Below are 21,701 nucleotides of genomic sequence, written 5' to 3' on the forward strand. Positions count from 1 at the left end.
TCAGGGCCGCTCACACGCAAGGAAAAAACGTCATGGCCAAAGAAAGCTCGGTAGCCCCCAAGGAACGCATCAACATTACGTTCAAACCCGCGACTGGAGGGGCTCAGGAAGAAATCGAACTGCCGCTCAAATTGCTCGTGGTGGGCGACTATATCCACCGTTTTGATGATCGAAAGCTTGAAGATCGCAAGCCTATTTCCATCGACAAAATGACCTTTGACGAGGTGCTTTCCAAGCAAGGGCTGGAGTTAAACATGAGCGTGCCCAATCGACTTCAGGAAGAGGGCGACGCGGATGAACTGGCGATCGTGCTGAATATCCGGGCGATGAAGGACTTCACCCCGGCCAGCCTGGTGAATCAAGTGCCGGAGCTTAAAAAGCTGATGGAACTGCGTGACGCACTGGTGGCCCTGAAAGGCCCGCTGGGTAATGCGCCGAGCTTTCGCAAGGCGATTGAAGGCGTATTGGCTGATGACGAATCCCGCGCTCGGGTACTGAGCGAACTCGACCTGGTCGTCACGCCAGCCTCTGACGTTTGAGCCCTCTATCAGCAAAGGAAGTCACTTTATGAGCACTCGCGCCACCCAGCAAAACGATACTCAAAGCACGTCCCACAGTGTCCTTGACGGCATCATCGCGCAAACCCGACTCACTCCGCAGGACGATGCCTATGACATTGCCAAGCGCGGCGTGGCTGCGTTTATCGAGGAATTGCTCAAGCCCCATAACAAGAACGAGCCGGTCAAGAAGGCCATGGTTGACCGCATGATCGCAGAGATCGATGCAAAGCTTAGCCAGCAGATGGACGAAATTCTCCACCACCCGGCGTTCCAGTCGCTGGAGTCGGCCTGGCGTGGCTTGCAGTTGTTGGTCGATCGCACCGACTTCCGTGAAAACATCAAGATTGAAATTCTCAACGTCTCCAAAGAAGACCTGCTGGACGATTTCGAAGACTCCCCCGAAGTCATGCAGTCCGGCCTCTACAAGCATATCTACACCGCCGAATATGGCCAGTTCGGTGGCGAGCCGGTGGGCGCGATTATCGCCAATTACTACATGACCCCCAGCTCACCCGACGTGAAGCTGATGCAGTACGTGTCCAGCGTCGCGTGCATGTCTCATGCACCGTTCATAGCCGCGGCCGGCCCGAAATTTTTTGGCATTGAAAGCTTCACCGGCATGCCCAACCTCAAAGACTTGAAAGACCATTTTGCCGGGCCGCATTTTGCCAAATGGCAGAGCTTTCGTGAGTCCGAAGATGCTCGCTACATGGCCCTGACGGTTCCGCGCTTTCTGTTGCGCAACCCTTACGATCCGGAAGAAAACCCGGTCAAGACCTTCGTCTACAAAGAAAACGTAGCCAACAGCCATGAGCATTACTTGTGGGGCAACACCGCGTACACCTTCGCGTCCAGGTTGACCGACAGCTTCGCCAAGTTCCGCTGGTGCCCGAACATCATCGGCCCGCAAAGCGGAGGAGCGGTCGAAGACCTGCCGTTGCACCACTTCGAAAGCATGGGCGAAATCGAAACCAAAATACCCACCGAAGTGCTGGTGTCCGACCGCCGTGAATACGAGTTGGCCGAGGAAGGTTTTATTTCCCTGACCATGCGCAAAGGCAGTGACAACGCAGCGTTCTTCTCGGCCAGCTCGGTGCAAAAGCCCAAGAAATTCGGCATCAGTGAAGAAGGCAAAAAAGCCGAGTTGAACTACAAACTCGGCACGCAACTGCCCTACATGATGATCATCAACCGTTTGGCGCATTACTTGAAAGTCTTGCAGCGCGAGCAGTTGGGTTCGTGGAAGGAACGTTCCGATCTTGAGATGGAACTGAGCAAATGGATCCGTCAGTACGTCGCCGACCAAGAGAATCCGGGCGCTGAAGTGCGCGGTCGTCGTCCGTTGCGTGCTGCACAGATCACCGTCAGCGACGTCGAAGGCGAGCCTGGCTGGTACCGCGTGAGCCTCAACGTGCGCCCACATTTCAAGTACATGGGCGCTGACTTCACCTTGTCGCTGGTTGGCAAGCTGGACAAAGAGTAAGAGGAGCCGCTGATGACTGGATACGGCAGCCTTTTTGAGCGCCTGGGCGACGACGCGCATACCCGCAGCACCCTGCGTCGGGAGGACAGCGTCCTGGCGTCCGTGGCTGCCCATCTGGCCAAGATGTTGAGCACTCGGGCGGGCAGCGTGCAAACGCTGCCCGACTACGGGTTGCCCGACCTTAACGACATGCGCCTGAACCTGCATGACTCGCTGGCTCAGGCGCGTCAGGCGATCGAATCATTCATAGCGTGCTACGAACCGCGCCTCAGTCAGGTGCAGGTCAAACCTCTAGCTAGAGGCGACAGCGAACTCACGCTGTCCTTCAGCATTGAAGGGTGGCTGCAAGTCGAAGGGTTCAAGCGCCAAGTCGGGTTCACCGCAGCGCTCAATGGCAGTGGTGAGGTCAAGGTCACGTGACGCGCCGTGAAGGTTTTTCAATGTCTGTAGCCGCCGACTATTAACAGGTAACGCCGTGTCCTTTAACCATTACTACCAAAGCGAACTGACTGCACTGCGTCAGTTGGGAAGCCTTTTTGCCGAGCGCAGCCCGGCGCTGGCGCCGTTTTTGGGGCAGGCGGGGCGTGACCCGGATGTCGAGCGGTTGCTCGAAGGTTTTGCATTTTTGACCGGGCGTCTGCGTCAAAAGCTGGATGACGAGTTGCCTGAACTGAGCCATTCGCTGATGCAGTTGCTATGGCCCAATTACATGCGCCCGCTGCCGGCCTTCAGCATGTTGCAATTTCAACCCCTCAAACGCCCCGGTCCCGCCTTGCGCGTCGAGCGCGAAACCCAGGTGGAAAGTAATGAAGTTGAGGGGGTGAGCTGTCAATTCAGAACTTGTTACCCGACCGAACTATTGCCCTTGCAACTGGTTGAGCTCAAACACTCGATCAAAGGTGAAGGCTCGATGTTGAGCCTGCGTCTGGACATGACCTGTGACGGTCACTTGGGCGAACTGAAGCTTAGCCGCTTGCGCCTGCATCTGGCTGGCGAGCGTTACATCAGCCAAATGCTCTACCTCGGATTATTACGCCACCTGCACGACATTGTGTTGGTGCCCCTCGATGCCCAAGGGGAGGGGCTGACTGACGCGAACAATGCCCCGCTGATCTTCACGCTCGGCCCTGAGTGTGTTCAGCCAGTGGGGTTTGCCGAAGAAGAAGCACTGATCCCTTACCCCATGAATACCTTTCGCGGTTATCGCTATCTGCAGGAGTACTTCGCCTTTCAGGACAAGTTTTTGTTTGTCGACGTGAACGGTCTGGATCGGCTGGCGACCCTGTCTGAAGACGTCCTGCAAAAAGTGCGCGGGCTGGAACTGCGTTTCGATATTCGCAAAAGCAGCACCCAACGCCTGCAACCCACCCTGGAAAACGTAAAGCTGTACTGCACGCCCATCGTCAACCTGTTCACCCACGACGCGATGCCGACCCGTCTGGATGGCAAACAGGACGAATACCTGCTGATGCCCTCACGCTTGGCGCTGAAGCATTGCGGTGTGTTCTCGGTCGACAAGGTGACCGGCTGGAAAGTCGCTGGCCGAGGTTTGCAGGACTATGTGCCGTTCGAATCCTTTGAGCACGACCCGAGTTTCGACGTGCGCAAAAAACAAGCTCATTACAGCGTACGCCAGCGCAAGGCATTACTGCATGAGGGGCTCGACACCTACCTGAGTTTTGGCGCACGCCAGCCTGAAGAAAGCGAAACCCTTTCAGTGGAGCTGACCTGCACTAACCAGAACCTGCCCAGAAGCTTGGGCTCGGGCGACATCTGCCGTCGCGGCGAGGGTACGCCCGAATACCTGGAGTTCAGGAATATTACAGCGGTCACGGCCAGCTATGCGCCGCCACTGACCCGTGATTTCCTCTGGAAGCTGATCAGCAACATGTCACTCAACTACTTGTCGCTGGCCAACGTGGATGCCTTGAAGGTGATTCTCGAAACCTACGACTTGCCGCGTTACTACGACGAGCAGGCTGAACGGGTCAGTAAACGCCTGCTCGGCGGCCTCCAGTCGATTCGTCACGAACACGTTGACCGGTTGCACCGTGGCTTGCCCCTGCGCGGCCTGCGTACCGAGCTGATCATCGACCCGCAAGGCTACATCGGTGAAGGCGATCTGTTTGTTTTTGCATCGGTGCTTAACGAGTTTTTTGCGCTCTACGCCAGCCTCAATTCGTACCACGAACTGCGGGTCAAGAGCACTCAGGGAGAAACGTACCAATGGACACCCCGCATGGGCCTGCAGCCCCTGCTCTAAGCGGGCTGACCCAGAGCATACGCGAGTACTCGCTGTTTCAAGCCGTGCTGCTGGTCATTGACCGGCTGCGCGCTGGCGACTCCGATATCTCTGAAGACGAGCTCTACGAGCGCGTGGAATTTAGCGCAAACCCCAGCCTGGGGTTTGCCGGCAGTGACGTTGATCGGGTCGAGTTTTTTACCGAACACGGGCAAACCCGCGCGCGACTGCGCTTTAACTTGATGGGGCTGGTGGGCGCAGGCTCGCCCTTGCCGGTGTTCTATTGCGAACAGGCGCTGGGTGACAGTGATGACGACAACCCCACGCGCATGTTTATGGACCTGTTTAACCATCGCTTACAGCGGCTCATGCTGCCGATATGGCGCAAATACCGCTATCGGGCCCGCTTTCAAAAGGGCGCGATCGACCCCTTTTCAAGTCATCTGTTTGCCCTCATTGGCCTGGGGGGCGAGACCATCCGTGATGCCGAGGAACTGAACTGGCGGCGCTTGCTGCCGTACCTGGGTTTGCTGAGTTTACGTGCGCACTCCGCAGCGCTGATCGAGTCGGTGCTGCGTTACTACTTCAAACACGCCGAGTTGAACATCGAGCAATGCATTGAGCGGCGCGTTGACATTCTGCAAGAGCAACGCAACCGCTTGGGCATTGCCAACCATCAGTTCAGCGAGAGCCTGGTGTTGGGTGAGCGGGTGCGCGATTGCAGTGGCAAGTTCCGCATTCATATTCGCCAGCTGTCGTGGGAACGCTTTCACGAATTGCTGCCGATTGGCACGGGCTATCAACCGCTGTGCGCGCTGGTGCGATTCACCCTGCGTGATCCGCTGGATTACGACATCCGGCTGGTACTGCGACACGAAGAAATTCGCGAATTGCGCATTGCCGAACTCAACCCCTGCCGCCTTGGCTGGACCAGTTGGTTGGGCCGTGAAAAGGCCGACGGCGTCGTCACCCTTGGCAGCAAAATTCATTAAGGAACAATGGCCATGATCACTGTAGACCTGCAACAACTGATACAGGCACTGGACACGCCAACCCGGCGCGACCTGGAAGGCTGTGCCGAGCGTTGTGTTGCCCGCGGTGCCAATAAAATTCTGGTGGAAGACCTGCTGCTGGAGTTGCTCGAACGCCCGCAAGGGCTGCTGGCGAGGGCATTACTGGATGCCGATATTGATGCCGGTCAGTTGAGCGCTGCGTTGCAGTCGGGCGCAGAGAGCAATCCTTCACGCAATCCGGTGTTCGCTCCAGAGTTGGTGCAGTGGTTACAGGACGCGTTGCTGGTGGCCAGTCTTGAACTGGGCCAACGTCACGTTGATCAGGCCGTGCTGATTTTGGCCCTGTTACGCAACCCTGTGCGGTATGCCGGCAGTCGTTATCAAGCCGTGTTGGCCAAACTGGACACAGAGCGTTTGAAAGGCTTCGCCCTGTCACAACAGGAACAACCCGCCGTTGGCTCATCGCTTGCTAAGGGTGATTCGTTGTTGTCCCGTTTTACCCACAACCTCACCGAACAAGCTCGGGCGGGCCAGCTGGACCCGGTGCTGTGCCGTGACGATGCGATTCGCCAGATGATCGACATACTGGCCCGTCGGCGTAAAAACAATCCGATTGTGGTGGGTGAGGCGGGCGTCGGTAAAACCGCGATTGTCGAAGGCCTGGCTTCTCGTATTGCCGCGGGTGAAGTGCCCGCCGTGCTGCAAGGTGTTGAATTGCTCTCGCTGGACATGGGCTTGCTGCAAGCCGGGGCCAGCATCAAAGGCGAGTTTGAACGTCGTCTCAAAGGGGTAATAGACGAGGTCAAGGCTTCGCCCACTCCCATCATTCTGTTTATCGACGAAGCCCACACCCTGATCGGTGCCGGGGGTAACGTGGGCGGCTCGGATGCCGCCAATCTGCTCAAACCGGCGCTGGCGCGCGGCGAGTTGCGCACGATCGCGGCCACGACCTGGGGCGAGTACAAAAAATACTTTGAAAAAGACCCAGCACTGGCCCGGCGCTTCCAGCCGGTTCAATTGCATGAGCCCACCGTGGGCGAAGCGGTCACCATCCTGCGCGGTTTGGCACACGTCTACGAAAAGAGCCACGGCATTTATCTGCGCGACGACGCCGTGGTGGCCGCAGCCGAGTTGTCGGCGCGCTACCTGACGGGTCGTCAATTACCTGACAAGGCGGTCGACGTGCTCGATACAGCCTGCGCCCGTGTGCGGATCAGTCTGGCCGCCGCGCCCGACCGGCTGGAGCATTTGCGCAGTGAGCTGGCCGAAGGCGGGCGTCAGCGTCAGGCCATGCGCCGCGATGCTGAGGCGGGCCTGCTGGTTGATCAGGGAGCATTGACGGCGCTGGAAGAACGCTTGGTTGACGCCGAAAACGAGCGCGTGGCGCTTGAAATTCGCTGGGCCGAGCAACGCACGCTGGCCGAGCAATTACTGGCCTTGCGTCAGCAGTTGGCGCAGGCCCGTGAGGCGTCTCAAGGGCATCCCTGCGACAGTCTTGAAGGGCTCGAAACCGAACTTAATCGCACTCATCGCGCGCTGAGCGAGCTTCACAGCGTCGAGCGGCTGGTCAGTTTTGAAGTGTGCCCGCGTCTGGTCGCCGAGGTCATCAGCGCATGGACCGGTGTGCCACTCAGCCAGTTGGCGCGCGAACACAGTACTCAGGTTGCTCGCTTCGGTGCTGATTTGCGCGACCGTATCCGTGGGCAGGAGCAGGCTGTGCAGGCGCTGGACCGTGCAATGCGCGCCACGGCTGCGGGCCTCAATAAACCGGATGCACCGGTCGGGGTTTTCCTGCTGGTCGGCCCCAGCGGGGTCGGCAAGACCGAAACCGCACTGGCGCTGGCCGACCTGCTGTACGGAGGCGAGCGGTTTATCACCACCATCAACATGTCCGAGTTTCAGGAAAAACACACCGTGTCACGGCTGATCGGCGCGCCGCCCGGATACGTTGGGTATGGCGAGGGCGGGATGCTGACCGAGGCCGTGCGCCAGAAGCCTTACTCGGTGGTGTTGCTCGATGAGGTCGAAAAAGCTGATCCCGATGTACTCAACCTGTTCTATCAAATCTTCGACAAAGGCGTGGCCAATGATGGCGAGGGCCGTGAAATTGATTTTCGCAACACGCTGATCCTGATGACGTCCAATCTGGCCAGTGAACGCATCAACTCGCTGTGTGAAAACGGCGCACGACCGAGCACTGAGACCCTGGAACAGAGCATCCGTCCTGTGCTCAACAACCATTTCAAACCGGCGTTGCTGGCCCGTATGCGGGTGGTGCCTTACTACCCGGTCAGCGGGCCGGTGTTGCGTGAGCTGGTTGAAATCAAACTCCAGCGTCTGGGCGAGCGCCTGCAGCGGCGGCACTTGCAGTTCAGTCATTGTCAGAGGCTGGTTGACCATCTGGCCGAACGCTGTACTCAAAGTGACAGCGGTGCGCGTCTTATCGATTACCTGCTCGACGCGCATCTCCTGCCGTTGATTGCCGATCGCTTGCTGGACGCAATGGCCAACGCGCAAACCTTGACCCGCGTGCACGCCACGCTGGACGCCAACGCTTCTGTGCAGTGCGAGTTTGCATAAGGTGGCGCAAATGTTCGCGCACGTCTCGCAGCCGCTGGCTTATGCCGAGCTGCTGTTGGAGCAGTTTTCCTGCGTGGCCCGGGCCGGGGACGCGGCGACAGCGGGCTCGGCGTGCGTTCGCGCCTTAGTGGCCCTCGCCGGATGTGAGCTGGGCCAACTGTACCTGCTCGATGCCTCTCATAAACGACTGGAGCGACTGGCCGAATGCTGTCAGGGCCAAGGCACCGCTCAACCGCAACACGTCACGGGTGTACCGGTTGATTACACCGGGGAGCAACTGCTGCAATTTGCCCTGTGTCAAAACAGGGTGGTGTGTATCAGCGATCTGAGTGCGGGCGTTTACGACCTTGGTTTTTTACCCCAACACAGCCAGCCCTGGCGCTCCCTGCTGTGTGTACCGCTGGTGAACGCGCATAACGCGGTTGAAGGCCTGTTGTTGGCAGCCAGTCACGAGGCGGTCGACCTTCAGGGGTATGCGCCATCGCTGGGCGCGCTGGGGGGGTTTACCCTGATGCAGCACCGTGTGTTGCAACAGGGTGTTAAGGCCCTCTCACCGCCTGAACGGAGCATCACACCCACCGGGCTGATGGGCAAAAGTGCCGTGATGCGCCACACCTATGGCCTGATCAACAAGGTTATTCATAGCCCTTACACCGTGTTGCTATTGGGCGAAACCGGCACCGGCAAAGAAGTGATTGCGCGCATGATTCACGACGCCAGCCCACGTCACAATCGCCCTTTTATTGTGCAGAACTGTGCAGCGTTCCCTGAAAACCTGCTCGAAAGTGAGCTGTTTGGCTATCGCAAGGGCGCGTTTACCGGCGCCGACCGTGACCGCGTCGGGCTGTTTGACGCCGCCTGCGGTGGCACCTTGCTGCTGGACGAAATCGGTGACATGCCGTTGTCGCTGCAAGCCAAGCTGCTGCGGGTGCTGCAAGAGGGCGAGATTCGGCCCTTGGGCTGCAACGACTCCCACAAAATCGATGTGCGCATCATCGCCGCAACTCACCGCAACCTGACAGAACGGGTCAGCCAAGGGCAGTTTCGCGAAGACCTCTATTACCGTCTGGCGCAGTTCCCGATTGAGCTTGCGCCCTTGCGTGAGCGTGAAGGCGACCTCCTTGAGCTGGCCCGGCACTTCGCTGACAAGGCCTGTCAGTTTCTGCAACGCAAGCCCGTGCGCTGGAGTGATGAGGCGCTGGCTCTGCTGACGGGCTACGCCTTCCCCGGCAACGTTCGCGAGCTCAAAGGGCTGGTTGAACGGGCCGTTCTGTTGAGTGACGGCAGCGAACTGCAGGCACAGCATTTTTCATTACGCAGTGACGTCAGCCCTGGCCCCGTCCACTTGAACCTGCGAGCGCGCATGGAGCACGTGGAGCGCGGGCTGTTACTCGACTGTTTACGCAAGCACGCCGGTAACCAGACGCGCGCCGCTCACGAACTGGGCGTGGCGCGACGCACGCTGCTGTATCGACTGGAGCGCCTGAACATCGTGGCGGATGACCTCAAGGCGATGGCTTCGTGATGCCCTCTGACTGCTTTATGCCTTTGCCCGCGCGGCCCTCAACGGATCAAGCCGCGGCCCTGATCACCCCTCTGGAGACTTCCCCTATGACTGCTCGTCACTGGTACGCCGTCCTGTTGACCCTCGCCGTGCTGTGCGGTGCGAGCGGCTGTGGCGGTAATTACAAATTCAACGACAACAGCTATCGCCCACTGGGTGATCCGCAGGCGGTCAATCGCGGTAAATGACCGCAAGGAGTCTGAACATGGAATTGATTTTTGAGCTGCTGAGCCATCCGTCACTGACCCCAGCGCAGGTGATGCGTAAAACCTTTGACGAGAAGGGCGGGGTGATAGGGCGCAATGCCGATTGCACATGGCAGGTGGTCGATAGCGAACAAAAAGTTTCCAAATACCACGTCAACATCAGCTACCTGGACGGTGCGTTCTATATCACCGACACCAGCACCAACGGTGTCCAGGTCAATGGCACGGGGACCTATTTGATCCGTGACAAGCCCGAGCGAATTGGGCACGGCACCCGTTACTCTCTGCACCGGTTCGAGATCCGTGCAGAGCTGCCCCATGAGTTGCAACGTCTATTACTGCTCGCCAAGGAGCCTCTGCCTGGGGGCATAAAGATTCCGGACGATGCGTTTATGGGCCGCGATTCCCTTGACCCGCTGGAACCTGAGGCCCCGAATTATTCAGTTTTCGATGTCACGGGCGAAAACGGTTCGGCCTCGATGGACCTTCAGCTCACTGATCGTGCGCCTCTGAATTATGAGCATCTGAGCGTGCCGCAACTGATGGAAGCTGCGCAGGCACCCGTCCCGCAGCCTCAAAGTGATACGCAGGCGCCCGACATGGACGGCTTCTGGAGCGATTTCGGAGCCGCATTGGGCGTTGATGTGTTGGCCTTGGAGCCTGCCGGGCGTGAGGCGCTGGCCATCAAGGCCGCCAGCCTGCTCAAACAAACGGTCGCGGGTGTGCAGCAAAGTCTTTGGACCCGCAGCGAGCTGAAAAACCAGCTTCGGTTGGCCCGTACGGTTATTCCCGGCACCCGACACAATCCGCTCACGTCCACCCATGACGCTGGCGAAGCCTTGGGCCTGCTGCTGGCGCCGCACAAGGCTCATCAACTCTCGGCTGAACAAGCGGTGTGGCGCGCCTTTCGTGATTTGCAGGCGCATCAGGTCGCACTACTCAGTGCCAGCCGCGCAACGGTGCGCGCCACCCTTGAACATTTCTCGCCGCAACAACTGACCTTGCGTCAGGAACGCGACGGCCATCGGCCCTGGTTCGCCACGGCTGGCAGCCGCTGGCGTGCATTCAATCGTTATCACCAGGCACTGCAACAGGACGATGACTGGTGTGAACGCATGTTGGCGCGCGATTTTGCCCAAGCCTACGAAGAACAGGTACGGCTTGTTTCGACCCTTAACAACGACCCTCAAGGATGATGCGCATGCCATGCCCACCTCTATATCTCAAGGCCATGCTGGCTTTTGCCGTGCTGCTGCTCACGGGCTGCACGACGCTGTCGCCGTACTCCAGTGTGACCAAACTCAACCTCAATTTAAGCGCTAGCGATCAGGTCAATCCTGACCTCCATGGGCGCCCGTCCCCGGTGGTGGTTCGCTTGTTCGAGCTCAAACATCCGGTCGCCTTCGAAAATGCCGACTTCTTCAGCCTTTATGAGCGCGGCAAAGAGTCATTGGCCCCTGACCTCGTGACCAGTGAAGAGCTGGAGCTACGCCCGGGGCAAACGGTGCAGCTCAAACTCAGTGTCGAACCCGGCAGTCGCTATGTCGGTGTATTGGCTGCCTACCGTGACCTGCCTCAAAGCCAATGGCGCTACGTCGTACCGCTCACTGCTATGGCCTTGACTGAATCGAATCTGGTGCTTGATCAGACCGGAATTCGCAGTGCCGATATCGCCCATGAACAGGGAGGTCACTGAGTATGACCACCCATAAAGTCCTGTGGCTGGAAGGCATGTTGTTGCGCCCGCAGCACTTTCAGCACAGCGATCGTTATTACGACCAACAACTGAAAACCCGGACCCGATTATTGGGGCGTTACACCTGGGGGTTCTTGAGTCTGGAGGTCGATGTGCAGTACCTCACTATGGGTAAGCTGGTCGTCAGCCAGGCGTCAGGCGTGCTGCCCGATGGCAGCTTGTTCGACTTGGTCGGCGGCGAATTGCTGGCTCTGGATGTACCGGCCAATATCGGGAAAACCGACGTGTATCTGGCACTGCCACTGGTCACCGGTAATCACATCGAGGCACGACGCAAGGATCAGGTGGACGTACTGGCGCGTTATGTCGCCTATGAAACCGAAGTCGGTGACTCCAACGCCGGCGAAAACGCCAGCAGTCAGGTCAGTTGTGCCCGCCCTGACTTTCGCTTGCTGCTGGGTGAACAGCCAAGCAATCAGGCCTGCGTCAAGTTGCAACTGTGCCGAATCTCAGGCACCAACAGCGACGGCGCCATCAGCCTTGACGCGCAATTCATACCGACCTTTATCCTCAGCCATGCGTCGAGTTACGTCCTGTCGTGTTTGAAAGAAGTCATCGGCATGCTGGGCCTGCGGGGCGACACGCTGGCGGCGCGGATTCGCTCCAATGGCAAGGTTGGCGGGGCAGAAGTCGGTGACTTCATGATGCTGCAACTGATCAACCGAACAGAATTGGTGCTTCAGCATTATCTGGCTCTGGAACAGCTGCACCCCGAAGAGTTGTATTGCACCTTGCTGGCGATGCTGGGTGAGTTGGCCACCTATGCCAGTGACAGCAAGCGACCGCAACTTGAGAGCACCTATCAGCACAGTAATCAGGGTGAAAGCTTTCGCGAGCTGATGGAAGCCATTCGCGAGGTGCTGTCGATGGTGCTGGAGGAACATGCCAACGAGCTGAAACTGGAAGCCCGTCAGTACGGCATTCTCGTCTCGCAAATGAGTGATCACAACGCCCTCGCGCTCACCACCTATGTGCTGGTGGCAAAAGCCAATTGCGACAGCGAAGAGCTGCGCCATCGCTTGCCGGCGCATCTCAAGGTCGGGCCGGTCGAAGGCATACGTCAGTTGGTCAACCTGCACCTGCCGGGCTTCAAGATAAAACCCCTGGCGGTGGCCCCCCGGCAAATCCCGTTCAATCCCGCCAAAACCTATTTCAGCCTTGAACTCAGCGCCGATGACGTGACGCAGATGGAGCGCTCCGGTGGCTTTGCGTTCCATGTGTCGGGCGAGTTTTCAGAGCTCGAACTGCAATTCTGGTCCATCAGGAATTAATCGCCATGAGCAAAGACACCCCCATGGAAGATGACAAAACCACGCTTGCGGCCAAAGAACTTCCGGGTGCGGGCCCGCAGGCCAAGCATCCGGGCATGATCGACGGTCTCGTTCTGACCGATCAATCGCCGCCACCGGCGGTTGAAAAACTCGAAGACCGAATGATCTTTTCCGCCCGCTTGCAGGCTGCGGGCACGTTCAATGTGAGCCTCAATCCGCTCGTGGCAGCAGCCAGCGGCCTGTTGTCTTGCGTGGTCGACCTCAAGCACACCCAAGTGGCCCCCGGCATCCCGGAGCTGCGTAAGCAGCTCATTAATGACATCAATGCATTTTCACAAGAAGCCCTCTACAACGGGGTGGACTACGACCTGGCCATGAAAGCCCGGTACGTGATGTGCACGGTGCTCGATGAAGCGGTCGTGACCACCCCGTGGGGGTACGAAAGCGCATGGTCGCAGCACACCCTGCTCAGCAGCCTGCACAACGAAACCTTTGGCGGTGAAAAGGTCTTTCACGTGCTCAATCAACTGTGCCGTAACCCGGTGGTCAACCTCTCGCTGCTGGAGCTGATCTACCTGTGCCTGTCCTTGGGGTTTCAGGGCAAATACCGGGTGGTCAATCACGGCACCTCCGAGCTCGACGCCATTCGCGATGCCCTGTACCGGCAAATCCGTCACTTGCGCGGCGATGTGCCCCGTGAGCTTTCGCCCCATTGGCAAGGGCTCACCGATCGACGTCACCGGTTTATCCGCAGTGTGCCCGGCTGGGTGCTGGGCACCCTCACGGCGGGATGCCTGTTGGTGATGTTCTCAGGCTTTGCCTGGGTGCTGGGTGAGCAACGCGAAGCGGTATTGCAACCGTATCAGCCGCTCGACGCTTCGGTTGTTCAGCCGCAGTCGTAATAGGGATATGTGATGAAAAACACTTTAAAAAAAAACTGGCGGCCTTTATGCGCCAAACCTGGGTCTGGACGCTGGCGCTGCTGCTGACCATTGCGCTGCTGGTGTGGTGGGTCGGCCCGCTATTGGCGGTCAACGACTATAAATTCTGGGCCGACTCCAGTGCCCGGCTGCTGAGTATCAGTGCGCTGTGCTTGCTATGGGGCCTGATGATGGTCTTTGTCAGCTGGCGCGCCGGGGTACGCAAAAAAGAGCATGAAGGCAGTGAGGTGGGTAAAGCCCGCGAGCTTAAAGACGCGCAGCTGGAGACTTCGCAGCAAGAACTGCGCAAGCGCTTCAAAGAGGCTTTGCGCACGCTCACAACCTCCAGCGTGTACCGCGGGCGCAGTGAGCGCTGGCGAGATGAGTTGCCCTGGTACCTGGTGATCGGCCCCACGGGCAGCGGTAAAACCAGCTTGCTGGACTTTTCGGGTCTGGATTTTCCGCTGAACAAGATCGACCGCAAACTCACCCGCGACATGAACGGTACCGCGCATTGTGATTGGTACTTTGGCGAGCATGGCGTGCTGATAGACACTGCCGGGCGCTATCTGGAACAAAGCGATCCCGACATTGACCCCAGCAACTGGCGCACCTTGCTGGAGTTACTGCGTAGCCGCCGACGTGCGCGACCCTTGAACGGTGTATTGGTCACGGTGCCGGTCGAGTGCTTGTTTGCGGTCAATGAAACCATCATGTCAGGTCTGGGCGATGTGGTGCGCCAGCGCCTTCAGGAGATTCATCAAATCCTGCATGTGGATGTGCCGGTGTATCTGGTATTGAGCAAGGCCGACAGCCTGATCGGCTTCAGCGAATTTTTTGACCAGATGACCCGTGAAGAGAGTGATCAGGTCTTCGGTGCCAGTTTTGGCAAAGACCAGACCGGCTCCGATGTATCCATCTTGCGCACCGAGTTTGACGCGCTGTTGGGCCGTCTTACGGGTCAGGTCATCTCACGGATGCATCAGGAGCGCGACACTCAACGCCGAGCGCGCATTCTCGATTTCCCTCATCAACTGGGGGCCATTGGCGAGCGCCTGTGTGTCTTTGTCGACACTGCTTTTACCGGCAATCGTTATCAACGTGCCAGCCCGTTGCGCGGCTTTTATCTCACCAGCGCCCCCCATGTAAAACGCGAGGCGCAAGCCGAAACCAAGGCGTTGGGCGATTCTTTGGACATCAAGACACAAGCCTTGCCGGTGCTGCACAGCGGTCGCTCGCATTTTATTCACCACCTGCTGAGCCGAGTGATTTTCCCGGAAGCCCAATTAGCCAGTCTGGACAAACGCGAGCGCCGCCGTATTCATTGGCGCCAGCATGCACTGTACGCCGGTGCCTTGTCAGTGCTGGGAGTGATGGGGCTGGTGTGGGCGCAGAGCTTTGCGGCCAACCATGAACGTCTGAATAAACTGCGCGAGCTGGCTCAGCAACTTGAAAAACAGCATGCCCTGCTGAACCCGCGTGATGACAGTGGCGCGGTATTGAGCACGCTCGACACCCAATACGCGGCCTCACAGGTATTCCCCTCAACTCGGGATGTCGGGGTGTTCGAACACACCGGCTTGTATCAGGGCAGCGCCAGCAACCCGCTGCTTGAACAGGCCTACCAGCATGCCGTGCAAACCCAGCTGTTACCACGGGTCGCGCAACAACTGGAAAGCCAGATCCGCGCCAATCTGGGGGATCGAGCACGGTTGCTGAACAGCTTGCGCGCCTACTTGATGTTGGGTGAGTCTGACCGTCGCGACAACGCCTGGCTCAAGACCTGGGTGGCCACCGACTGGTCAGCCCGCTACCCCGGTAACACGTCTGTGCAAAACGGTTTGGGCCAGCACTTTGATCGTCTGCTGGCGCTGCCATTCAATTACCCGCTTAACCAGCCACTGATTGCCAGGGCCCGTCAGGTACTGCGCAACGAATCACTGGCCTCGGTCGTTTACCGAATGTTGCGTGAACAGGCACACGGGCTGGCGCCTTACAGTTTTGCCCAACACCTTGGCCCGCAAGGCCAGGTATTCAGTGGCGCCGACTACGTGATACCGGGCTTCTATACCCAGCAAGGTTATCAACAGTATTTCTCGATTCAGGGTGCCACGCTGGTCAGTGACATCCTGCGGGACAACTGGGTGCTGGGCGAGGGCAATACCCTCAGCGCCATGGACATGCGCAAGCTGATGGTCGAGCTGGAGCAACTGTATTTCCGCGACTACGCCACCCAGTGGAGCGAAGCCATCGGGCAACTGACCTTGCAGCCCTTTACGGCCGCCGGTGAAGGCGCCGAACAGCTTGCAGCATTGACCTCTGCCAATTCGGCCGTCGTGCAATTACTGCTCGAAGTGCGTGAAAATACTCGCTTCCCAAGCTTTATCGATGAGCTGCCTATACCCGCAAAGAGCGACGAAACCCTCGCAACCAAAAAACTCGGCGCACTGGCCGGCAAGACAACCGCGGCCGTGGCCAAAGCGGCAGATACTTTGGCGGCCAAGCTGCCTGATAACGCCAAGCAAGCCCTGCAACGACGGTTCGAACCGCTGCACCGTTTGCTCGACGATAACAACGCACCGACAGCCACCCTCACGGCAGCGCTGCAAGGCCTCAACGATGTGCAGCAGCAACTGGCCAGTCTGGCCCGCGCCAGCGCACCCGACCAGGCGGCCTTCGACATGGCCAAATTACGCATGGGCGGTCAGCGCGATGCGCTCAGCCATTTGCGTCAGACCGCGCAACGCTTGCCGATTCCCCTCAATGGCTGGTTCGAGGGTGTCGCGCAAGACACCTGGAGCCTGGAACTGGCCAACGCCTACCACTTCATCAACCAGCGTTATCAACGCGAGCTGTACAGTTTTTACGACCGTGCAATCAAGCAGCGCTATCCCTTCAGTGCTCACAGCGACAGCGATGTGGCCCTGAATGACTTCCGCGAGTTTTTCCGTGGCCAAGGGCTCAGCGAGCGTTTTTTTGAGACTTACCTGCGCCCCTTCGTCAGCGGTGAGGCGGGCAACTACCGGCTGCGCAGCATGGACGGGCAGACGTTGCCGATGTCCAGAGCCTACTTTGAGCAAATGGCCGCCGCGCAAGTCATACGTCAGGGCTTCTTCGCCCAGAACCCGGCAGAACCCCTCGTTCAATTTACCCTAGAGCCTTACAGCCTTGACCCCGGCGTCAGCCGTGCGCAGCTGCGCTTTGGCAGCCAGTCGCTGGACTATCGCCACGGGCCGATAGTCCCCGTCACCTTGCAATGGCCCACGGAAGCCGAGAACGGTCGCAGCAGCCTGGTACTGGAAAAAATCTCCGGTCGCCCGGTCGGCATCGAAAAAAGCACCGGGCCGTGGTCGTTGTTTCGCTTGCTGGACTTGATGAGCGTTGAGTACCTCAGCGGTCGCGATGTCATGGTGCTCAAAGCGGACGTGGGCGGTATGCGGGCCAACTACCTGTTGATGAGTCAACGCACGCCTAACCCGTTTGACCTGAGCGTGTTGCGCAGCTTCCGCTTGCCTGAGCAACTGTAATGGGCGAACTCCCGCTATGGCGCAGCGCGGCAGGCACCGACCCGGGCAAGGTGCGCACCCGCAATGAAGATGCCACCCTCGATTGTCCACATCTGGGGTTGTGGGCGGTGGCGGATGGCATGGGTGGTCATCGGGCGGGCGACATTGCCAGCCAGATGATCGTCCACAGCCTGGCCGAACTGAACCAGCCGCAGACCTTTGATCAACGGCTACTGGCCGTGCGCAAATGCCTGCACTGGCTGAACCGCCGCTTCAGTCAGGAGCTGACCGTCAGCGATCAGTCCAGCGACACCATCATGGGCAGCACCGTGGTCGCCTTGTTGCTTGAAGGCAACCGCGCCGCCTGTGTCTGGGCAGGTGACAGCCGCTGCTACCTGTGGCGTCGGCAACAGCTGTACACCCTGTCACGCGACCATTCAGTGCAGCAGCAATGGATGGACGAACAGCACATGACCCCGGAACAGGCGCTGGCCCAGCCGGGTTCCCGGGCACTGACTCGGGCCATCGGCGCATGCGAGTCTCTGCGCTTGGGCGTGCTGGAACTGGAAGTGCAGCCGAACGATGTGTTCTTGCTGTGCAGTGATGGTCTCTACCAAGAGTTAAGCCACCGCGAAATGGGCAACGCGCTCAGCCTCATCTCACCCCGTGCGGCGCTGGCGCGCTTGCTCGACAGCGCATTGAGCGGTGCGGCACGTGACAACGTGAGTGCCGTGGTGATACGTCAATGACCGCGCCATTGCCCGAGGTATTGAGCGGGCGTTATCGGATTGAACGGTTATTGGGCGCGGGGGGCATGAGCACGGTCTACCGTGCCCGTGACCTGCTGCATGAACAGTTTGCTGACCCACAACCCTGCGTGGCGCTGAAAATCCTCAGTGACGACCTCAGTCACTCCCCGGACGCCAGTGCAGTGCTGTTCAACGAATTCGCGTTGATCCGCCACTTGCGTCACCCCAATATCCTGCGCATGTACAGCTTCAATGCAGACACCGCCCACCAGCGCGTCTTCATCGTCATGGAGCTGTTACAGGGCCCCACCCTGGACCGTTTACTGTGCGAGCGACCTCTGGGGTTAGCGTGGCAGGAACTGCGTGAAATCGCCTTGCCCCTGCTTGACGCACTGGCGCATAGCCACGCGTCGGGCATCCTGCATGGCGACATAAAGCCCAGCAATATCCTGCTCAGCGAAGAGGGCGTGCGCCTGTTCGACTTCGGCCTTGGGCAGGCTGAAGCGGGGCGGCTGGACGGTTTGGCGGCCATCAGTCGACAGCGCATGAATGCCTGGACACCCGGCTACGCTGCACCGGAAATCCTCGAAGGCGCGGCCCCGACCCGTGCAGCTGACGTGTACGCAATGGGCTGCCTCCTCTACGAACTGGCCAGTGGCAAACACCCATTCAACCGCCTCCTATCGACCCAGGCCCGCGATCAACGTCCCGCGCTGCCCCTCAAAAAGCCCAGGCATCTGCCTGCCCACGTGTGGCGCGCAGTGCGCAACGCCCTCAGTTTTGACCCCGCCCAACGCACCGTCACTGTTGCCCAACTGCGCGCGGCCTTGGCCGCCCGACGAACGTGCTGGCCGTGGCCTGAATAGACCAAAGGCAATGCCTTGCATCAATGGGCATTGTGCGCAGTGGTCTATGGTTAAGGCCGCTGGACGCAGACCCCCATCGTTGAAAGGAGCCAACACATGAAGCTTTCAGGAAAAATCGCACTCGTCACAGGCGCGGCACAGGGCATTGGTCGTGGTATTGCGTTGCGCCTTGCCAAAGATGGCGCCGATATAGCGCTGGTCGACCTCAACCTTGAAAAACTTGGCCAGGTTGCCAGTGAGATCAAAGCATTAGGACGCAACACCAGCGTATTCGCGGCTGATGTAGGTGATCGCGATCAAGTCTTTGCGGCGGTTGACTACGCCCACAATCAGCTCGGCGGGCTGGACATCATGGTCAACAACGCGGGCATCTGTCAGGTCAAACCCCTGATGGACGTCACCCAACAGGACTTCGAACATATCTACCGCATCAACGTCCAAGGCACCTTGTGGGGCATACAGGCTGCGGCAGAAAAATTTCAGGCGCTCAAACGCAAAGGCAAAATCATCAACGCCTGCTCCATTGCTGGCCATGAAGGCTATGCCCTGCTGGGGGTTTACTCCTCCACCAAATTTGCCGTACGCGCCTTGACCCAGGCGGCGGCCAAGGAACTGGCGGTGCACGGCATCACCGTCAACGCCTACTGTCCGGGCGTCGTGGGTACCGACATGTGGGTTGAAATTGACAAACGCATGGCCGAAGTGACGGGCGCCCCGATTGGCGCGACCTACGAAAAATTCGTCAGTGGCATTCTGCTGGGACGAGCAGAAACACCGGAAGACGTTGCGGCATTTGTGGCCTACCTGGCCAGCCCGGACGCCGACTACATGACCGGTCAGGCCCCCTTGATTGATGGCGGGATGGTATTCCGCTAAGGGATAAGTCATGTAACGCGCCTGCTTGCACTCAGGCGCGTGCTGCTTAGTGCATCGCCAAACCGTCCAGCGACTTGTCGACATACGCCTTGGCCAGCTCCACCAGGTGCGCAACCGACAACACCAGATCGCGCGGCAACCCGCTCAAACCATTCCCCGCCTCACACGCCGAAGCGCCCGCACAGCGCAACAAGTCTGACGCTTGGGCCAAAGCCGCTTCTAAATTGACACTGTCCGGGATGGCATACATCACCGTGCTCAAAGGTCGTGGAGGTCTGTGGTCGAGCAAGTAGTAATCGAGGGCGCGATTGGCGGCGGCACGGTCCAGCGACTGTGAATCGCACTGAGCAGCAACTTGCAGGGGGAAGAAGGGTGGATCTGGGGTGATTCTTTTCATGACAACTCCTGGCTTCTAAGTAAGGAGCTGGCACCTGTCGCGACTAAACGAAGGGTGGCAGCCGTACGCAGGTTAGTCGACCGGAGAAACCAGGAACCCGGCGCGCCCAAAGGCGCCCTACGCACGGCCACCATAACGCGGGGCCGAAAAAAAGCGCCTCACTTAAGGTGGCGCCTTGCGCCTGGCTTAACATCGGGCGACTAAACCCGATCGCTGATTGTGCAGCGATGGGCCGAGACTATGCCCCGATATGAGAGAGCGCAAGCGAACGGGATTTTCTCGGATGTTTCACCTGATTGAAAGGGAAACGTCGTACGAAACGGCTGAATTTAAAGGCGTGAAACACCCCCCTCCGTAGCAGCGGACGAGTAACACGAGGCCGCGTCCGGCCGTGTAGCGGCCGCAAAACCATTCAACGCGCAGTGCGAGTCGGCTACTCTAATTGTCGACCCAGCGTGGCACGTACACTGCGTGCAACTGCCGGATCAACCTTGGCATTGTCGAGAATAAAACTGCACCGACCCACAATCGCGTACTCACGAAACATATTGGTTTCAAACCCGCAAAAGTTGAAGTTCAACACCACGCACGACACCTCATCGGTTAAGTAGCCTTTGAGCTGAGTCATCTTGTCTTCGATCGTATCGGCGATATCAGCCTCTATTCGCGCATACAGCTGCTCCACGACCTCATCTTCATCAGGCGGGGGCTTGAGATACGGCGGCACCCCGGTCTGATCGTGAATATAGACCGTATGCTTAACGTCCAGTAATTCAGTGACATCGATATACACCACCCCATTGGCGGCCTCACCGGCTTCATGTTTTTTCAACTGTTTGATGGCGTCTTTCAACCGCCGCACCAGTAACTCTGGCGACTGAATGCGCTTGCACTCAATGGCCAGCGCCAAGTCGTTAACGATGATGTCGGTACGCTTCGACACGTCGATACAGTGGGTCTGCGCGGCATAGCTGGAAGCAATGCCCAGCTCGAACATATAGTTGCGATCCTGATCCTTGCCCGGCGTGTCATTTTCATGGCTGAAGTTAATGCCATACATGGCCGCATGTAATGTCTTATTGAATTCCGCTGAGGCCTGCTGTTCTTTAAGTTGTTCACTGCACTTCACCACGTGATGCATTTCCGACACCGCGTGCAAGAACTCAAACATCTTCGGCCCGTACGAACCGCGGATAGTGTCATAACGTTTGATAACGTCCTGATAGTACGGAATGCGGCCTTTGACTTTTAAGCCACGGTTTTCCAGCCATTCACAACTCTCTTGCGCACGCGCCACAAAAAGCGGAAGGCAATCGGGACTGCTGTAAGGCGCCACATTAACGAAGAAGGTTTCAATGAACATCTTATCCATGAGCATGCAGATCTCTCGTAGCGGATAGTTTTATGACAGGCATTAAAAAGCCGGCTTGTGGGCGGCGTTATTGTTGATTTATACCCATGTTTTATTGGTGTTTGTAGCCGATTCTATTTTTGTCCCCCCATTTATCCCCCCACTTCGGGATTTCGTCCTGACTGAGGGGCTGGGTTTTAGCAAAATTGTAACCTAAGCGACATCTGTGATGCCTTGGACCTTAGCTGTCCGCTGCGCAGGCTTACCACCGAAAGCTTGGCGACACAGCATTAGACAGGAAATCCTGATAAGGCGCTTTAACCTTATTAAAACCGATAAAAACGGCTAATATCAGCACGTT

18 protein-coding genes are annotated in these 21,701 nt (G+C 58.3%); 16 read left to right on the top strand and 2 right to left on the bottom strand.

Annotated elements, in window-relative coordinates:
* Positions 1-32 precede the first annotated feature (32 nt).
* The 16 genes from tssB to GHN86_RS14945 all read left to right on the top strand — a co-directional run bounded on the left by tssB (position 33) and on the right by GHN86_RS14945 (position 19,592).
* The gene (tssB, locus tag GHN86_RS14870) at positions 33-539 is read left to right on the top strand and encodes a type VI secretion system contractile sheath small subunit (RefSeq protein ID WP_153378905.1); all 507 of its coding nucleotides are present in this window, start codon (positions 33-35) and stop codon (positions 537-539) included.
* Positions 540-567: 28 nt separating this feature from the next.
* The gene (tssC, locus tag GHN86_RS14875; RefSeq protein ID WP_153386803.1) at positions 568-2,043 is read left to right on the top strand and encodes a type VI secretion system contractile sheath large subunit; all 1,476 of its coding nucleotides are present in this window, start codon (positions 568-570) and stop codon (positions 2,041-2,043) included.
* Between the two features lie 12 nt (positions 2,044-2,055).
* On the top strand, positions 2,056-2,463 hold the full coding sequence (gene tssE / locus GHN86_RS14880) for a type VI secretion system baseplate subunit TssE (RefSeq protein WP_153378907.1): 408 nt from the start codon (positions 2,056-2,058) through the stop codon (positions 2,461-2,463).
* A gap of 55 nt (positions 2,464-2,518) precedes the next feature.
* The gene (tssF, locus tag GHN86_RS14885; protein ID WP_323369312.1) at positions 2,519-4,306 is read left to right on the top strand and encodes a type VI secretion system baseplate subunit TssF; all 1,788 of its coding nucleotides are present in this window, start codon (positions 2,519-2,521) and stop codon (positions 4,304-4,306) included.
* Positions 4,270-5,277, top strand: a complete 1,008-nt coding sequence (gene tssG, locus GHN86_RS14890) for a type VI secretion system baseplate subunit TssG (protein WP_153378908.1) — start codon at positions 4,270-4,272, stop codon at positions 5,275-5,277. The genes tssF and tssG overlap by 37 nt, the downstream gene beginning before the upstream one ends.
* Positions 5,278-5,283: 6 nt before the next feature.
* A complete protein-coding gene (tssH, locus tag GHN86_RS14895; protein ID WP_194286216.1) occupies positions 5,284-7,878 on the top strand; it encodes a type VI secretion system ATPase TssH in 2,595 nt (864 codons plus the stop codon).
* Positions 7,879-7,888: 10 nt separating this feature from the next.
* Positions 7,889-9,403, top strand: coding sequence for a sigma-54 interaction domain-containing protein (locus tag GHN86_RS14900; protein ID WP_153386805.1), 1,515 nt, complete (start codon positions 7,889-7,891; stop codon positions 9,401-9,403).
* Positions 9,404-9,489: 86 nt separating this feature from the next.
* Complete coding sequence (locus tag GHN86_RS14905; protein WP_122782034.1) at positions 9,490-9,630, top strand: type VI secretion protein; 141 nt, start codon at positions 9,490-9,492, stop codon at positions 9,628-9,630.
* A 17-nt stretch (positions 9,631-9,647) separates the two neighbouring features.
* Complete coding sequence (tagH, locus tag GHN86_RS14910) at positions 9,648-10,844, top strand: type VI secretion system-associated FHA domain protein TagH (protein ID WP_153386807.1); 1,197 nt, start codon at positions 9,648-9,650, stop codon at positions 10,842-10,844.
* Complete coding sequence (tssJ, locus tag GHN86_RS14915) at positions 10,841-11,344, top strand: type VI secretion system lipoprotein TssJ (protein ID WP_194286217.1); 504 nt, start codon at positions 10,841-10,843, stop codon at positions 11,342-11,344. The genes tagH and tssJ overlap by 4 nt, the downstream gene beginning before the upstream one ends.
* A 2-nt stretch (positions 11,345-11,346) precedes the next feature.
* Positions 11,347-12,675: a type VI secretion system baseplate subunit TssK gene (gene tssK / locus GHN86_RS14920; RefSeq protein WP_153386809.1), complete on the top strand. Its 1,329-nt coding sequence runs from the start codon at positions 11,347-11,349 to the stop codon at positions 12,673-12,675.
* Positions 12,676-12,680: 5 nt separating this feature from the next.
* Positions 12,681-13,577 carry a type IVB secretion system protein IcmH/DotU gene (gene icmH / locus GHN86_RS14925; RefSeq protein WP_153378913.1) on the top strand — a complete coding sequence of 299 codons (897 nt, stop codon included), beginning with the start codon at positions 12,681-12,683 and terminating at the stop codon, positions 13,575-13,577.
* Positions 13,578-13,624: 47 nt separating this feature from the next.
* The gene (tssM, locus tag GHN86_RS14930) at positions 13,625-17,122 is read left to right on the top strand and encodes a type VI secretion system membrane subunit TssM (RefSeq protein WP_153386811.1); all 3,498 of its coding nucleotides are present in this window, start codon (positions 13,625-13,627) and stop codon (positions 17,120-17,122) included.
* Positions 17,122-17,850 (top strand): PP2C family protein-serine/threonine phosphatase, encoded by a 729-nt coding sequence (locus tag GHN86_RS14935; RefSeq protein ID WP_153378915.1) that lies wholly within the window; start codon positions 17,122-17,124, stop codon positions 17,848-17,850. The genes tssM and GHN86_RS14935 overlap by 1 nt, the downstream gene beginning before the upstream one ends.
* Positions 17,847-18,716 (top strand): serine/threonine-protein kinase, encoded by an 870-nt coding sequence (locus GHN86_RS14940; RefSeq protein ID WP_153378916.1) that lies wholly within the window; start codon positions 17,847-17,849, stop codon positions 18,714-18,716. Before GHN86_RS14935 ends, GHN86_RS14940 begins: the two co-directional genes overlap by 4 nt.
* 96 nt (positions 18,717-18,812) lie before the next feature.
* The gene (locus GHN86_RS14945) at positions 18,813-19,592 is read left to right on the top strand and encodes an acetoin reductase (protein WP_153378917.1); all 780 of its coding nucleotides are present in this window, start codon (positions 18,813-18,815) and stop codon (positions 19,590-19,592) included.
* Between the two features lie 46 nt (positions 19,593-19,638).
* On the opposite strand, the gene GHN86_RS14950 is transcribed toward GHN86_RS14945, so the two are convergent.
* Positions 19,639-19,989 (bottom strand): DUF6124 family protein, encoded by a 351-nt coding sequence (locus GHN86_RS14950; protein ID WP_153378918.1) that lies wholly within the window; start codon positions 19,987-19,989, stop codon positions 19,639-19,641.
* Positions 19,990-20,422: 433 nt separating this feature from the next.
* Positions 20,423-21,367 carry a hypothetical protein gene (locus tag GHN86_RS14955; protein WP_153378919.1) on the bottom strand — a complete coding sequence of 315 codons (945 nt, stop codon included), beginning with the start codon at positions 21,365-21,367 and terminating at the stop codon, positions 20,423-20,425.
* Positions 21,368-21,701: the final 334 nt, after the last annotated feature.

Origin of the sequence: Pseudomonas helleri, from assembly GCF_009600315.1 — a bacterium.
Classification (GTDB): Bacteria; Pseudomonadota; Gammaproteobacteria; order Pseudomonadales; family Pseudomonadaceae; genus Aquipseudomonas; species Aquipseudomonas helleri_A.